At 43.2% G+C, this 15,663-nt stretch carries 16 protein-coding genes and 1 pseudogene; 11 read left to right on the top strand and 6 right to left on the bottom strand.

From position 1 onward, the window contains the following. Window positions 1-46: 46 nt before the first annotated feature. From BG260_RS01380 to miaB, 8 genes and pseudogenes are all read left to right on the top strand, one after another. Window positions 47-646 (top strand): CDP-alcohol phosphatidyltransferase family protein, encoded by a 600-nt coding sequence (locus BG260_RS01380; protein WP_281179567.1) that lies wholly within the window; start codon window positions 47-49, stop codon window positions 644-646. Continuing rightward, on the top strand, window positions 633-1,112 hold the full coding sequence (locus tag BG260_RS01375; protein ID WP_069130156.1) for a phosphatidylglycerophosphatase A family protein: 480 nt from the start codon (window positions 633-635) through the stop codon (window positions 1,110-1,112). Before BG260_RS01380 ends, BG260_RS01375 begins: the two co-directional genes overlap by 14 nt. 114 nt (window positions 1,113-1,226) lie before the next feature. Beyond that, entirely contained in the window at window positions 1,227-1,895 is a 669-nt protein-coding gene (gene pyrE, locus BG260_RS01370; protein WP_069130155.1) for an orotate phosphoribosyltransferase, read from the top strand. Next, window positions 1,883-2,362: a hypothetical protein gene (locus tag BG260_RS01365; RefSeq protein WP_069130154.1), complete on the top strand. Its 480-nt coding sequence runs from the start codon at window positions 1,883-1,885 to the stop codon at window positions 2,360-2,362. The genes pyrE and BG260_RS01365 overlap by 13 nt, the downstream gene beginning before the upstream one ends. Window positions 2,363-2,509: 147 nt before the next feature. After that, a pseudogene (locus BG260_RS14565) lies at window positions 2,510-2,566 on the top strand (FKBP-type peptidyl-prolyl cis-trans isomerase N-terminal domain-containing protein); the annotation flags it as partial. Window positions 2,567-2,572: 6 nt separating this feature from the next. Further along, the gene (locus BG260_RS01360; RefSeq protein ID WP_069130153.1) at window positions 2,573-3,238 is read left to right on the top strand and encodes an FKBP-type peptidyl-prolyl cis-trans isomerase; all 666 of its coding nucleotides are present in this window, start codon (window positions 2,573-2,575) and stop codon (window positions 3,236-3,238) included. Window positions 3,239-3,283: 45 nt separating this feature from the next. After that, window positions 3,284-4,645, top strand: a complete 1,362-nt coding sequence (locus tag BG260_RS01355) for an autotransporter outer membrane beta-barrel domain-containing protein (protein ID WP_069130152.1) — start codon at window positions 3,284-3,286, stop codon at window positions 4,643-4,645. 133 nt (window positions 4,646-4,778) lie between these two features. Next, on the top strand, window positions 4,779-6,137 hold the full coding sequence (gene miaB / locus BG260_RS01350; RefSeq protein ID WP_083750024.1) for a tRNA (N6-isopentenyl adenosine(37)-C2)-methylthiotransferase MiaB: 1,359 nt from the start codon (window positions 4,779-4,781) through the stop codon (window positions 6,135-6,137). 77 nt (window positions 6,138-6,214) lie between these two features. On the opposite strand, the gene BG260_RS01345 is transcribed toward miaB, so the two are convergent. Then, window positions 6,215-6,877, bottom strand: a complete 663-nt coding sequence (locus BG260_RS01345) for a sigma-70 family RNA polymerase sigma factor (protein ID WP_069130151.1) — start codon at window positions 6,875-6,877, stop codon at window positions 6,215-6,217. A 230-nt stretch (window positions 6,878-7,107) separates the two neighbouring features. Between BG260_RS01345 and BG260_RS01340 the strand changes: the two genes are divergently transcribed. The 3 genes from BG260_RS01340 to BG260_RS01330 are packed head-to-tail and all read left to right on the top strand — an operon-like array spanning window position 7,108 to window position 9,557. Beyond that, window positions 7,108-8,400 (top strand): sigma-54 interaction domain-containing protein, encoded by a 1,293-nt coding sequence (locus tag BG260_RS01340; protein ID WP_069130198.1) that lies wholly within the window; start codon window positions 7,108-7,110, stop codon window positions 8,398-8,400. Continuing rightward, window positions 8,387-8,902 (top strand): LptE family protein, encoded by a 516-nt coding sequence (locus tag BG260_RS01335; protein WP_069130150.1) that lies wholly within the window; start codon window positions 8,387-8,389, stop codon window positions 8,900-8,902. The genes BG260_RS01340 and BG260_RS01335 overlap by 14 nt, the downstream gene beginning before the upstream one ends. Before the next feature lie 28 nt (window positions 8,903-8,930). After that, window positions 8,931-9,557 (top strand): hypothetical protein, encoded by a 627-nt coding sequence (locus BG260_RS01330; protein WP_069130149.1) that lies wholly within the window; start codon window positions 8,931-8,933, stop codon window positions 9,555-9,557. Between the two features lie 7 nt (window positions 9,558-9,564). Here BG260_RS01330 and BG260_RS01325 read toward each other — a convergent pair whose 3' ends face one another. From BG260_RS01325 to thrA, 5 genes are all read right to left on the bottom strand, one after another. After that, complete coding sequence (locus tag BG260_RS01325; RefSeq protein ID WP_069130148.1) at window positions 9,565-10,200, bottom strand: MBL fold metallo-hydrolase; 636 nt, start codon at window positions 10,198-10,200, stop codon at window positions 9,565-9,567. A gap of 70 nt (window positions 10,201-10,270) precedes the next feature. Then, the gene (rpmE, locus tag BG260_RS01320; RefSeq protein WP_069130147.1) at window positions 10,271-10,483 is read right to left on the bottom strand and encodes a 50S ribosomal protein L31; all 213 of its coding nucleotides are present in this window, start codon (window positions 10,481-10,483) and stop codon (window positions 10,271-10,273) included. Between the two features lie 114 nt (window positions 10,484-10,597). After that, window positions 10,598-11,917 carry a threonine synthase gene (gene thrC / locus BG260_RS01315; RefSeq protein ID WP_069130197.1) on the bottom strand — a complete coding sequence of 440 codons (1,320 nt, stop codon included), beginning with the start codon at window positions 11,915-11,917 and terminating at the stop codon, window positions 10,598-10,600. Between the two features lie 37 nt (window positions 11,918-11,954). After that, complete coding sequence (locus BG260_RS01310; RefSeq protein WP_069130146.1) at window positions 11,955-12,905, bottom strand: homoserine kinase; 951 nt, start codon at window positions 12,903-12,905, stop codon at window positions 11,955-11,957. Between the two features lie 40 nt (window positions 12,906-12,945). After that, a complete protein-coding gene (thrA, locus tag BG260_RS01305; RefSeq protein WP_069130145.1) occupies window positions 12,946-15,426 on the bottom strand; it encodes a bifunctional aspartate kinase/homoserine dehydrogenase I in 2,481 nt (826 codons plus the stop codon). Between the last annotated feature and the right edge of the window lie 237 nt (window positions 15,427-15,663).

Raw genomic sequence — 15,663 nt, 5'->3', positions numbered from 1 at the left:
CGGGAAATAATATATCATTTGTTCAAATAGAGCTTTACCTTTTGGTGTGGAAAAATTACCCAACATACTCAGCACATTGAGAATGGGCATGGCGCCCATTTTTTTGTTTCTATTTATTCAGGAAGATCTACTGCTCAGAGGCATCAGTCTGGTTGTGTTTGCCATAGCTGCCATTACGGATGCACTCGATGGATATTATGCCCGCCGGTATGATGTAGAGAGCGAATACGGAATTTTTATGGATCCGCTGGCAGATAAATTTCTGACATTTGCGGGGTTTGTCTGTCTTCCGTTCCTGGATCCCACTCAGTTTCCCTGGTGGGCAATCGGAATCATCGTTTTCAGGGATCTTGGAATTACCGGGTTGAGGATCTACACAAAGCGCAGAAACATCACCCTTCAAACACGAAAAACTGCCAAAGCAAAAACCGCTCTGCAGATGACCTATCTCTACGTGGCGCTGCTTTTTGGCTTTTTGATGCTTTTTAAAGGTGCCGTCGGGAATTTTGTTCTCAACGTTTTCAGTCTGGATATCTTCTATTGGGGGATGATTGTCGTTGCTTTCGTCACTGCGTATTCCGGCATAGAGTATCTGTTTGTGAACCGTTCCATACTCTTCAATTCCGAGCGAAATGCAACTTCTTAAACTTACAGTCGGAACTTTTATTGGATCGGGCCTACTTCCCAAAGCACCCGGCACATGGGGAAGTCTCGCTGCACTGCCATTTATCTCCCTCGCATATTGGGTTCATCCGGCATACGGAGTTACAGGTTTTTTGATCCTCTCCTCCATCGCCTCACTCTGGGCTACTGATACATGTGTTGAAAAGTTTGGGGATGATCCCGGCGAGTTTGTCATAGATGAAGCCGCCGGTCAGTCAGTGGTATTTTTAATGACCGGATTTACACTGCATCCGGCCTCTGATATCTTCATTTTATTGATCGGTTTTCTTCTATTTCGGCTGTTTGATATCACAAAACCGTTAGGCATTAAGCGTTTGGAGCAATTACCGGGAAAATTTGGTATATTGTTGGATGATTTGGCAGCGGGTCTCTATGCATTAATTTGCCTGGAACTGCTCAAAATGGTGTTTAAAGCACATCTTATTTAATTTTTCTATTAATTATTTCAATAACAGACAGTTAATACACGTTTTGTAAATTGATTATTTGCAAGCTGCAGTGTGCATAACAAAAATGTACAAGAGTTAAGATTAGACGATAACATGACAGAAAATACGCTATCAGTAAACAGAATTATAGACAAAGAGTTTGCCAGAGAGCTGGCTAAACATCTTCTTGAAATTGACGCGGTGATCCTGCGTCCCAACGATCCCTTCACCTGGTCATCCGGATGGAATTCCCCCATCTACTGTGATAACAGGCTGACTCTACGGTATCCAAAAATCAGAAAGAAAATTTCTAAAGCCCTGATCGACGTCATCAACCGGGAGTTTCCCGATGTTGAAGTTATTACAGGAACTGCAACCGCGGGTATTCCACACGCAGCATGGGTTGCTGAAAACCTTGACAAACCTCTGGCTTACGTCCGGGCAAAAGCCAAAGCTTACGGGCTCGGCAACCAGATTGAAGGAGGCGTGGATAAAGGTCAATCTACCATCGTCATTGAAGATCTGATTTCAACGGGCGGCTCGGCTGTTTCAGTGATCGAAGCACTGCAGTTTATCGGCGCCGATGTTCGCGGTGTGGTAAGTATCTTTACATACGGCTTTCAGGCTGCTGTAGATCATTTCGAAAAGTTGAATATTCCGGTTTATTGTCTCACAGATTACTCCACACTGATTGATGTAGCCCTTGAGGAAAATTACATCAAAGAGAGTGATTTGAAGATGCTGAATGCCTGGAGAGAAAACCCCTCAGAATGGCCAAATTAGAGCCTGAAGAGTATCTGGAGTTTGCAGCGGCTGCGGCATCTGCAGCCCTCACATCAAGCCGGAAATTTATACGAAATCATCGTTACTACAGAAATCGCGGTGATTCACCCGAGATTATCCACAGATCTGAGCTGCTCGAGCTTTGCAGTAAGCTCAGAATGGATCTCTTTGGCCTGATCAACCTTTTAGAAGATCCTGCGAAACATCGTTCTCCTTTTGTCGTTACAATTGCAAACGAGATCAATGACATACTGGAAGAACTTCATCGGAAAATTCTATTTTTTGAGCCAAACCTGATTCAGGGTATCATTCCACTTATCGACCGTCAGCGATCATTCTGGAATTCTTTTACGGATGTAAGTTTTTACAATGATGCGCTTGGCAGCATGATCGAACATTCCATATCATCTGATGTGGTCCGGATTGAACGTTACATTCACAAACTTCCGGAAATCGCTCAACTTTGATTTCTCAACATATCGATACTACTAACTATTCAATAATTCTATGTTCTCTCATAAGTTACTACTCCCCTTGTTTTTTTCGCAACCACCCTTACCGGTTGTCTAAGCGATCCCGGCAATCCTTATGGAGAGCCTGTTGACGAAACAGACTTCCTTGAAGAAAATGCTCAAAAAGAGGGCGTCACCGTTACACAAAGCGGACTACAATATCGGGTGCTGGAAGCGGCCGATGGAGATCGCCCTTATGATGGTGCCGTTGTATTTGTTGAATATGAAGGACGTCTTATAAACGATGATGTATTTGTCCGGACTACAAGACCCGACTACTTTGCACTTACCAGCGATATTCTAACCGGAATTTACGAAGGTGTTCAGCTTATGGAGGTTGGGTCTACTTATGAACTTGTGATGCCGCCTGAACTCGGTTATGGAGATGAACCCCCAATGGGAACCTCCATTCGTCCGGGTTCCGTTCTTATTTTTGATATTACCCTCAATTCGTTTCTACAACAGCCTGACGAATTTCTTGCCGAAAATGCAGAACTCGAGGATATTCAGGTAACAGAAAGCGGCCTGCAATACAGAGTTATAGAACAGGGAAGCGGCCCCAGCCCTAATGAGAACAGCGCTGTACGAGTCAACTATACCGGAACTTTCACAAATGGCCATGTATTTGATGAGTCCCCCGATGGCGGCGCTCAATTTAACCTGCAAGGAGTAATTCCCGGTTTTTCTGAAGGAATTCAACTTATGGAAGAGGGAGCGGTTTATGAATTTTTTGTTCCGGCTGATATCGGGTATGGAGAAAACCCGCCTCAATCTATTCCCGAAGGTGCCGTTCTTGTGTTTGAAGTGGAACTTTTAATGGCCGGAGTGTAGTTCAAAGTGTTGTTCAGTTAATCTTAAATTCAAAACACCATCCCCATGAAGCATTCCATTTCAACTCTTCGAATGTTCTTGATGATGGCGTTCCCCATCCTTCTGCTTCTCTCTTGCGATGCAGAATCCATCACACAGCCTCCATCTGATACTGACGATCCGGATGCTGAATTCTCCTACGGTGGTTCTAATGATGATTTAGGAAAAACTATTATCCAGACAAGCGATGGCGGCTATCTGATTATCGGAACAACCACATCATCTGACGGTCTCTTCTCAGGTCTTGCACGCGGAAACCGAGATGTATTTGCACTCAAGCTTAGCTCCAATGGAAACCAGCAGTGGGTAAACACCTACGGCGGGTCCAACAGCGAGTGGGCCATGGACGTCATTGAGGATTCACAGGGTAATTATGTCATCACCGGTTACAGTCGGTCCGACGACGGACAATTTCAAAATTTGAACCGTGGTGAAAATGATATTTTCCTTCTGAAAATTTCGGCAAACGGCAGTTTCATCAATGCTCTAACCTATGGGGGCAATGATGAAGATTACGGATATACCGTCACAGAAAATCCCGGTGGCGGTTATCTGATAGCGGGCTCAACCCGATCCATTAACGGTAATTTCTCTTCCCGGTCCAATAGCTCATTAGATGCATTTGTTTTGCGAACCGATTTCAACGGACAGCCCCTTTGGACTCAAATTCTCGGTGGGTCCGATAATGATGAAGCTTTTGATTTAGTCATCGATTCTAACAGCCAAATCACCGTGGCAGGTTCCTTCACCTCTTCTGATAGCGACTTCAGCGGACGGAATCCCGGTGAACGCGGTGGATTTCTTTGGAAACTTGAACCTAATGGAGCATTCAGCGCGCTCTACTCGTATAGCGGTTCAGGGGCAGACACGTTTAGTTCGATTACAACCACATCAGACAACGGCTTTGCTATTGCGGGCTACACAACATCTGACGATAACTTTTTCCAGGGAGCCGGAAACGGGCAAACTGATGCATTTATCCTCAAAACAAACACATTTGGAAGTGTAGAGTGGCTCAATATTTATGGCGGGAGTAATTTGGATGAATTGAATGACATTACTGAATCCAATTCAGGAAACCTTTTTGCCGTGGGCCGATCCGGTTCGGATGATGGAGATTTTCAGGGGTTAAATCTTGGAAACCGGGATATCATAATGGCGAGCACAGCGCTGAATGGATCTGAAAATTTTCTGAGAAGCTATGGCGGAGATCAGGATGAAATCGGTGAGTCGGTCGTCGGTGCGTCAAATGGGAATATAGCATTTACCGGCTGGACTCTCTCAAACAACGGCAATTTCAGCGGACCTCAAAAATCAGGTCGAGACATCTTCAAACTACTCATATCCCCTTCAGGAGAAGTTGAGTAGCTCCTCCTAACTTTTGTATTTGAAAAAGAAAGGGTAATGACATCCAATATTTAAATTTGTATCTTTTCAAGCTCATTTGCGGTCAACCCTGTCCGCAATATTTAACTCTACTTTTCTTTTCAAATTCGCTGTTATGAGTGACAAACGTTTTTATATCGAAACATACGGATGCCAGATGAACATGGCCGATTCCGAGGTCGTAAACTCCATTCTGATGAATGAAGGAATGAGCCCCGTTCAATCGGCAGAAGAGGCCGACGTGATATTTGTGAATACCTGTTCGATCCGCGAAAATGCCGAAACCCGGGTATGGAACCGCCTCAAGGAGTTCCGCTCGCTGAAGAAAGAGAAGGAAGGAGTTACTGTTGGCGTACTCGGATGTATGGCCGAACGAATCAAAGAGAATATCATCGAAAAAGAGCAGTTGGTTGATATTGTAGTAGGCCCTGACGCCTACCGCGACATCCCAAATTTGCTAAAACAGGTTGATGACGGAAGGAAAGCCGTAAATGTATTACTCTCTCTTGAAGAGACCTATGCAGACATCACACCGGTTCGTACAAGTGGAAATGGGGTTACTGCATTTGTATCCATCATGCGCGGTTGCGACAATATGTGTGCATTTTGCGTGGTTCCGTTCACCCGGGGACGAGAACGAAGCCGGCCGCTGAGCAGTATCATGGAAGAGGTTCGCCAGTTAAATGATCAGGGGTACAAAGAAATTACCGTACTTGGTCAGAATGTAAACTCCTACCAGTATGAGGATATCGATTTTACACGTTTGATGGATGAACTTAGCGCCGCAAACCCTGAAATTCGATTCCGTTTTTCCTCTCCGCATCCCAAGGATTTTCCGGAGCCGCTTCTGCACCTTATTGCCGAGCGCCCCAATTTGTGTAACTATATCCACATACCGGCCCAGGCAGGAAGTGATTCCATGCTGGAGAGAATGCGCCGTCCATACACACGCGAACAATACCTGAAGCTGATTGACCGGATGCGGGAAATTATTCCGGGAGTTTCTCTTTCAACCGATATTATTGCAGGCTTCTGTGACGAAACAGAAGAGGAGCATGAGGCAACCATGTCACTGATGAAGATTGTTGAGTATGATCTTGCCTATATGTTTGCATATTCTGAGCGGGAGAGAACACTTGCTGCTCGTAAATATGAAGACAATGTTCCTGAAGATGTGAAAAAGCGGAGATTGTCTGAGATTATTGACCAGCAGAGGGCTATACAGGAAAAAAATAACAAATTGGAAGTTGGCCGAAGACACCTGATTCTTGTGGAAGGTACTAGTAAAAAGTCTGATGAACAGCTTTCAGGCCGAACCGATACGAATAAAATGGTAGTGTTTGATAAAGAAAATTATCAGCGAGGCGATTATGTAGAGGTTGAAATAACCGACTTTACCTCTGCTACTTTGATAGCCAAACCGATCCGAAAAAGTTCAATTGGTGAATTTTTTGGCGAAGCTGCAGTCGTTTAAACGAGCCTATTTTCAAAATTAAAAAAGGCTTCGTTTTCACACGAAGCCTTTTTTTACTCTGATATTTCGATCTACACTTAACTGCCTGATTCATTCAGTTCAACTGTCTCTAAATCTGTTGATTCACCAACAGTTACTGAAACATCTTCTATGATTGTCTCTTCATACCCCTCTTCCCTTGGATTCACGGAAACATTGTAACTTCCTTCCTCAAGGCCAACCAGCATAAAATATCCTGACTCCTCATCAGCATAGGTAGATGAAAGTGTATCCTCACCGGCTATGGCAAAAACGGCCGCTCTTGCTTCGACGGGATTTACCACACCTTCAATGTTTCCGGTCAGTGCTTCATTTGAGGCACGGATTACAGGTTTGAGAATATAGTCGATTGCAGGTGATTGCCCGGTTTTATGTACTGAACGAAGTGCATCAAAATCAAGAAGCAGGGTATATACAATTCCCTCATTAATTTCAGCATAATCACGGCCGTGATTCATGGCAATCGTGTAAAGCCATGTTGAAAACTTCGAATTCTCTTTGAACTGGTGAAGTTTTTCATAGGCTTTAACGAAAATTTCCTGAGCCAGCTCCTCCACCTCATCCGGATCTTTCTCAAATCGACGCACAACATAAAAAACCATGGATGAGTATCTATCAACCAATACCTCATACAAATCCTGATTTCCATTCAGAATTTTCTCTATGAGCTGATACTCTTCATTTTGAGATGATTTACTCATTCAATTTATTAACCAATATTGTCAACCGATCTACCATTAATAAAAGTGTGACGACTCAATGCCTGATTGGTTACATCGTTTTCATCACGGTCAATTAAGTATAATTGAATCGGAAATGGATATAAAACCTGCTCTTTACTTTTCTTCAGTTTCTTGGATTGAATTTAAAATCCGTTCTATGGCAAGATTCAGAATTTTCTTACCTTTACATTGTTAATTGAATGTTGATTATGGACAGAGAAGCACTACAAGAGCGTTACGGAATCATTGGCGAATCTGCAGCCATCAAACAGGTGGTTGATAAGATCATGCAGGTTTCAGGTACGGATATTACCGTACTTCTGCAGGGTGAGAGCGGTGTAGGTAAAGATGTTACCGCAAGGGCTATCCATTCATTGAGTAAGCGAACCCGCAATGACCTGGTGATTGTGAACTGTGGGGCCATTCCCGAAGGGATTATCGAAAGCGAGCTGTTTGGCCACGAAAAAGGATCGTTCACCGGAGCTCATGAAGCTCGAAAAGGTTATTTTGAAAAAGCGGATGGCGGCACCATCTTTCTGGATGAAATTGGCGACACACCCAAAAATATACAGGTTAAACTCCTTCGAGTTCTCGAAAGCGGTGAATTTTTCCGGGTCGGTTCCAGTAAAATGTACACAGCGGATGTCCGTGTAATCGCCGCTACAAACAAAGATTTATGGGAATTGGTTCAGCAGGGTAAATTCCGGGAAGATCTATACTACCGGCTCGATACCGTTAAAATTAAGCTGCCACCACTTCGCGATCGACAGGATGATATCATCCCGATTTTCCGAAAATTCGTTACCGAATTCTCCTCTAAGTACGACTCCGTTTTCCAGGGTTTTTCCGATGAAGCAAAGGAGCTGCTGGTCTCTTATCGGTGGCCGGGAAACATCCGCGAGTTGAGAAATGTTGCGGAACAGCTTGTTGTACTGGAAAAATCTCAGTTTATCGACAAAGATACACTACAGAAATATTTAAAAGGGCGTCAGCACCTGGGCTCTGCTGATAATCTGCCGGTTCTTTCAAGAAATGACTATGAAGAGGAGGAGTCTTCGGGCTTTGACGGACATTCGGGAGCTGACATGGGAATTATTTACCGGGCTCTGCTTGAAATGCAGGGAGATATATCCGACCTGAAAAAGATGCTTGCAAAGTTTGTCTACTCCACATTTTCAGACAAGGAGTTAAAAGCTCTGCCAAGCACAATGCCTCGGGATATCGACCCAAATGATATTTCAAGTCATATCTATCGTGATTCACAGTCTTCCAAAGAATCTCTCGGGATCTCCACCCCCGCAGATCATCACCACGAAAAGGATGACGATGATGTAGAGAGCTTTTTTGCCGGTAAAGAGATTCCCTCCATAGAGGAGGCTGAAAAGTTTCTTATTGAACAGGCTCTCAAACGCTACGAAGGAAACCGAAGAAAAGCCTCTGAAGCGCTCGGCGTCAGCGAACGAACACTCTACAGAAAATTGGATCAATATGACCTTCAGTAAGTCTATCATCGGGGTTTCGATCCTCTTCTCCCTGTTCCTTGCCGGCTGCATCAGTTACAGTTTTACAGGCACCTCCATTCCATCCGATGTTCGAACCATACACATTCCATTCTTTCCGGATCAATCTCAAAGCGGACTGGGCGATTTAAGTGATCGTTTGAATCGTGCACTGATCAATCGGTTTGTAAATCAAAGCCGGCTCTCACTATCCAGTGATCAAGCCTCATCAGATGCTTATGTTGAGGGGGCAATTCAAAATTATGTCAACCGCCCCTTTAGTGTACGCGGGGATGAACAGGCTAACATCAATGAAGTTCAAATCACCGTTCGGGCTACCTTTCAATATCAAAAAGATGACGAACCGCTATGGAATAAAAACTTTAGCGGAAGTGCCACTTACAACACACTCGAAAATCCCGTTGACGGAGAGATTGAGGCCGCGGAAGCTGCCCTACAGCAGATTGCAAATAATATGTTTAATGATGCTGTAAGTAATTGGTAAATCTTCTCGTCTTTCAATACTTTTGGGCATGAATTTATCGGCAGAACAAATACCAAAATCCCTGCAGGGATATGTCGATCAGTTTGAATCTGATCCTAACACTGCAATTGAGCGGTTGGAGAACCATATCCATAAACGCAATATTGGTGCAGTGGGTTACTTCTTTCTCTCATGGCTTTATCACCGAAATGGCCAGAAGCAAGAAGCTGTTCAGGCCGCACTGAAAGCTAAAATTTTTGCACCGGGCAGTCTCCTCATGGAGCGCTTGCACTATGTGATGGCTCATCCTCGTCACTTCAATGCATGGGAACCCGAGCAGAAGCGTGAACCCTTCAAACGGAACCAACATAAAGACAGGGGGCATCCCATTCAAGATCTCGACTCACTCATCGCCAAACTCTCCTCTGCTGAGAAGAAACGTATCAAACCGGATCTTTCGGATGAAGATCAGCCGGATTTAAGTGAAAACAGCAATCAGGTGGATGACATTGTAACGGAAACACTCGCCGTTATTCACGAAAAACAGGGCAACTTTAAAGGGGCTATTGAAACGTTTAAAAAACTTCGTCGGTCCAACTCTTCGAAGAAGGAGTATTATGATGAGCAAATCTTTCGGCTTCAGCAGAAGATTGCAGAGTCTAAAAGTAAAGAGTAACTATCTTCTACCCTTTCACAAAATTATTATTGCTCATTTCGTGGCCGATTGTGGTAGACGGCCCATGCCCGGATAGCACTTTCGTCTCTTCGGGAAGTTTATAAAGTTTTTCCCGGATGGATTTTGCCAGCAGATCGAAATCTGCTTTATACAGATCGGTTCGGCCAATACTTTCACGAAACAGAGCATCTCCGGCAATTACCAGTTGATCTTCCGGAAAATAGAGCGAGACATGATCAGGGGAGTGACCCGGAGTATAGAGAACATCAAACAAAAACCCACCGATTGAGAATGACTCCTGTTCAGGCAGCTCTTTCGGGGTAAAATCAAATCCTGAAGTACGAATGCCAAACCTGAGCGCCTGATCCGGATACTGATTCCACAAATATAGATCGCTGTGGTTAAGATATACCGGCACATCAAACTCGTTGAGCACTTTATTCAGCCCCATAATATGATCGACATGGGCATGTGTCAAACAGACGGCAACCAGTTCCGACCCCAGCTCCTCAAGGTCACTCTCAAATACAGTGAACTCTCTTGGATCAAAAAATCCGGGGTCGATCAGGATTGATTGATGATTCTGCGTGAGCAGGTAGGTATTTTCGGCAAACGGGCCGACAGCATACTGTTTAACATCCATGAGCTATCTATATAAAAAAAGGATGTAATGAAATTCACTACATCCTTAAATTTTGTACAATTAAGCGGCTTTACTTCTTTGCGTATCGCTTGTTGAAACGATCGATACGACCCGCTTTTTGAGTAATTTTCTGATCCTTATTGTAGAACGGATGGTTTTTAGAATCTACCTCACTCTTGTAAATACCATCAGAAACGTCCATGGTACTTCTTGTTTTCATCTCAGTACCATCACTTAAAACTACTGTAATTTCTTTATAATCGGGATGAATTCCTTTTTTCATAATCGTGGTCTGGCGTTGATTAAATCTTTTATAGAAACCAAATATACGGGATCGTTTGTGCTTTTGCAATCCATTGGTAAAAATGAAATCACTTAATTCATGTCAAAAGATCCTCTATGCATTCAATTCTATTAACTTTTCCTTGAACGATTCATAATGTCTATCCATTGAAATACTCTTCTTATCATTTTTGAGAGTACGATTTAACCGGGTGGGAACTTCAATTTTTTTCCCAATTACCGGCTCGATTACGTCTCGAAATTTCACGGGGTGTGCTGTAGCAAGCGTAATTATATGGTTATCAACGTCATTTTCAGATTGATACTCATCAGCTGCCCGATACCCTATAGCGGTATGTGGACAAAGCAGGTACCCACCCTTTTTTTCATAGACATCCAGTATGGTTTGGCGTGTGTCTTCATCAGAATAGGAATATCCTGTTATAACGCTTCTCATCGAATATTCTGCATCCTGAAACAGAAACCTCATCCTCGAAAAATTGCTCGGATTTCCAACATCCATAGCATTGGATATGGTCTGAATGGAATTTTTTGGTTCAAAATCACCACTCTTCAAATAATTTGGAACCACATCATTCACATTGGTAGCCGCCAAAAAGTGCTTTACCGGCAATCCCATTCGCTTTGCGAGCAATCCACCGGTAAGATTGCCAAAATTACCACTGGGCACCGAAAAAACCGGCGGATCAGTCAGTTCATCGCTACTCATGAGTTTAGCAACAGCATAAGCATAATAAAATGATTGTGGCAGAAGCCTTGCTATATTAATCGAGTTGGCCGAACTAAGCTGAATATTTTTATTTAACTCATTATCCAAAAACGCTTTCTTCACCAGGCGCTGACAGTCATCAAAAACTCCGTCTACTTCAAGAGCTGTGATATTTTCGCCAAGTGTGGTCATCTGTTTTTCCTGCAGGGGGCTCACCTTTCCTTTAGGATACAGCAGACATACGTTAACACCGGGCACTTTATAAAACCCGTTAGCAACTGCGCCTCCGGTATCCCCTGAAGTAGCAACAAGTATCGTTACTTCCTCTTCCTTTTTTTGAGCAATTTCGGAGAACAGGCGAGCCATAAATCGTGCACCAAAATCTTTAAATGCCAGTGTTGGTCCATGAAAAAGTTCAAGCACATGCTGCCGGTTCTCAAGGCTTCTCATCTGAATAGGAAAGTTGAAAGCTTCTTCAACTACGGCTCTTAAAGTGTTGTCCGTTAGCTCTTCCTCCAAATAGGGTTTGGCCATTTGGTAAGCGATCTCCGTAAAGCTTTTGCCTGAAATTGATGACCAGAAACTCTCTGAAAGTACAGGAATTTTCTCGGGCATATAAAGGCCGCCATCCGGAGCAAGACCTTTGCGCATCGCTTCAAAAAAACTGATCCGCGGTGAATGATCCCTTGTGCTTATAAATTTCATGTGTTCGATATTTATCTGTTTATCATCCAGGGCTTGGTCAATCCAAAACTTTGGCACCTTCTGTGTTGATTTTTGAAATATAGATATCAAAATCCAGTCCAAGCTTTTTCAGTGACTCCCCCATCTTTTCACCAATATGCTGAGCCTCTTTTCTGGATTTGCTAAGGGCAAAAACTGAAGGTCCCGATCCTGAAATACTGCACCCAAAAGCTCCACCCTGTATCGCCGCTGATTTCATTTCATCGAACCCGGGTATCAAAACCGAACGAACCGGTTCAATAATTTCATCATGCAGTGATCGGGCAATCAAACTGTAATCATTCTTATATAGCCCGGCAACCAACCCCCCTACATTTGCCCACTGTGTGACGGCTTTCTCCAGAAGAATCTCTTTTTTCAAAATCAACCGGCTATTTTTAGTATTTATTTCGATATGGGGATGAACAATCGTACAGTGCAAGTCTTCTGGTGTTGGCAAAGTAATAACATCCGGTGGCTGATGTGTTTTTACAAGTATAAACCCGCCAAAAAGTGAGGCAGCTACATTATCGGCATGTGCCGTTCCACTCGCTGCAATTTCTCCATCTACGGCAAATGGCAATAGTTCTGACGTGGTAAAAGGTTTTCCAAAAAATTCATTAACCGCCACAACGGCTGCAGCTGAACTTGCAGCACTGGATCCCAAACCACTTCCAAGCGGCATATTTTTTTTTATTCTGAGTTCAATTCCGGGTGTATCTCCGTAACCCAATTCATTTAGAAGTGACGTCGCTGAAAGTCCGGCAGTATTCTTTTCGGTTTCGAGCGGGAGTTTACCTCCATCTCCCTCTATTGACGCAATGGTAATCCCCGGCTGATCACTAATTCTGGCTGTTACTTCGTCGCCCAATCCATGTATTGCAAATCCCAACACGTCAAATCCACACGCTACATTGGCAACAGTGGCCGGGGCAAATACTGTAACTGATTTTCTTTTTCTTTCTCCCATCACAATTAACTAGAATTTATCTTTGCGCAAACTACCAAAATTAGTCCCCCGCGTTATTATATGCCTTGGTATTTGCAACACGTAATATATCAGAAATTACGCCTGCAGCCGTCACCTTGGCTCCTGCACCCGGTCCTTTTACAATCAGAGGTGACTCATCATAATATGTTGTGTAAAATGCCACAATATTGTCGCTGCCTGATAAATTGTAAAACGGGTGTGAGTCATCAATTTTTTCCAGTTTTACGACTCCTTTACCGTTTTCAAAACGGGCGATGTAGCACAATTTTTTATTTTCCGAATTTGCCTCATTTTGCAGGCGATTGTAGTGAGCGTCGTGATTTTTCAGTTTATTGAAAAAATCGTCCACACTATCCACATCTCTCGCATCATTCGGGACTAAATTTTGAATATCTATATCCTCCATCTCAACATTATAACCGGCTACTCTTGCAAGTATTAATAGTTTTCTGCCCACATCATTACCATTCAGATCTTCACGCGGGTCCGGCTCGGTGTACCCTTTCTCTTTTGCTGTTTTCACCACATCACTAAAGGATGATTTGCCGTCAAAATCATTAAAAATATAGCTCAGTGTACCTGATAATACCCCTTCAATACGATCCACTCTATCACCGGTTCGAACCAGTTCATGAATGGTTTCAATGATAGGAAGTCCGGCTCCTACATTGGTTTCAAATTTAAAAGCACAGTTATGCTTTTCGGCCGTTTTCTGAAGCAGATTATAAAACTCCATCGATGATGAGTTTGCTTTTTTATTTGGTGAGACGATCGATATACTCTGACTCAAAATATCTTCGTACACCGTTTGAATGTCGGGACTCGCTGTACAATCGATAAAAATACTGTTCGACAGGTTTGCCGATTTCATTTTTTCAACAAACTTGCTCAGTGACATTTCCCGTCCTTTCTCCTCGATCTCTTTTCTCCAATCAGAAAGTGAAATAGATGATTCTCCTATCAACATGTTCCGACTTGTTGCAACCCCTTTCAACTGAATGTCGAGCTTGTATTTTGTTCTCAACTCCTCTTTTTGATTCTCCAGAAGTTCTAACAACATTCCACCGATCAACCCGGTGCCAATTAAATACAGGTTAATTGATTTCTCACCTGAAAGAAAAAATGCGTCATGAATAGTGTTCACAGCTTTCTTCTCATTCTTTTTTGCCACCACAAAAGAAATATTTCTCTCGGATGCTCCCTGAGCAATAGCAATAACATTGATACCATTACGGCCCAATGCATAAAATACCTTGCCGGCAATACCCGGAATTTGACGCATATCTTCTCCTACAACTGCAATGGCAGAGAGCTCTTTTTCGATACGAACTTCATCAATGACGTCATGTTTAATCTCTTCACTGAACTCTAATTCAATTGCCGCTTTAGCCATTTGAGCCTGATCCGGCATTACCGCCAATGAGATTGTATGCTCCGATGAGGACTGGGTGATAAGAATGATATTAATACTCTCCCTGGCCAGTGCGTTAAAAATCCTTGCGGCCACACCGGTTACACCGATCATACCGCTTCCTTTAATTGTAATCAAAGCGATATTATCAATGGATGAGATACCCCTTATATTCCCATTTACATTCTCCTTCTCTCCTTTTTGCTGGATAAGTGTACCGGGGTGGTCGGGCTTGAACGTGTTTTTAATTAAAATAGGTATCCCTGATTTCAATACAGGCTGAATTGTTGGCGGATAGATAACCTTAGCGCCAAAATGGGACATCTCCATAGCTTCCTCGTAGGAGGCGTAATCCATAGAAAATGCACGCTCTACTTTTCTGGGGTCTGCAGTCATCAATCCATCCACATCCGTCCATATTTCAATCATTTTTGCTCCGGTTGCTGCCCCGAAAAGTGATGCCGTATAGTCTGATCCTCCCCTTCCTAACGTTGTGGATTCATTTTTCTCCGATGATGAGATAAATCCTGTGGCCACAATTACATTTTCATCATGCTGCTTTACGAACTCTTTTATATTCATGAACGTAGACGAGGTGATTACCTTGGCGGCGCCAAAACTTGTATCGGTTTTGATGAGTTGCCGGGTATCCGTATAGAGAGAATCCACCCCCCTGTTTTGCAAGCACGCACTCAAAATGGAAGCTGAAAAACGCTCTCCGAAGCCGACAACAAAATCGAGGGTTTTATTGGATAGTTCCTGAACCAGCGATACTCCCTTGAGAACATTCTCCAGTTCATTGAGCATAATTTTAAAACCTGTAATGGAGTCGCTGCGATTGTTCACAGGAATTATCTTATTGATAGTATCAATGTGCCTTTTTTCAATCTCTGCTAAACTATCCTGATAACGGCTATCGTTGTTCTCAGCGAGGGATGCCAGCTCAAAAAGTTGATTCGTCACCCCTTTGAATGCAGATACTACCACAATCAGGCGTTCCACTTCTTGCTTATCCTTGATAATTGTGATGACACGTTCCAGCGCTTCAGGAGTTCCTACGGAGCTCCCACCAAATTTTAAAATCCTCATCCTTCACATTCGTAGTTAATAGTACCTGCTTATGTTACCCAATCGCACTGCTGTGTTCAACAAAATCTTTCATCAAACCATCCTTTAGTATAGAAGGGCTTCCAGCAATATACTAAGAAACGAATTAATCTTTCTGAATATGAGCGTAGAAGTATCAGATATTAGGCGGGTGAAGAACCACTAGCTTGATATTACCCTCTTTTTAAGCGTGAGGCCTATATTGAAGAGTAATTGATT

The sequence above is a fragment of the Rhodohalobacter halophilus genome (assembly GCF_001715195.1).
Lineage (GTDB): Bacteria > Bacteroidota > Rhodothermia > Balneolales > Balneolaceae > Rhodohalobacter > Rhodohalobacter halophilus.
Note: the sequence above shows the minus strand (reverse complement) of the source record. Positions and strands in the feature narration are given on the sequence as shown.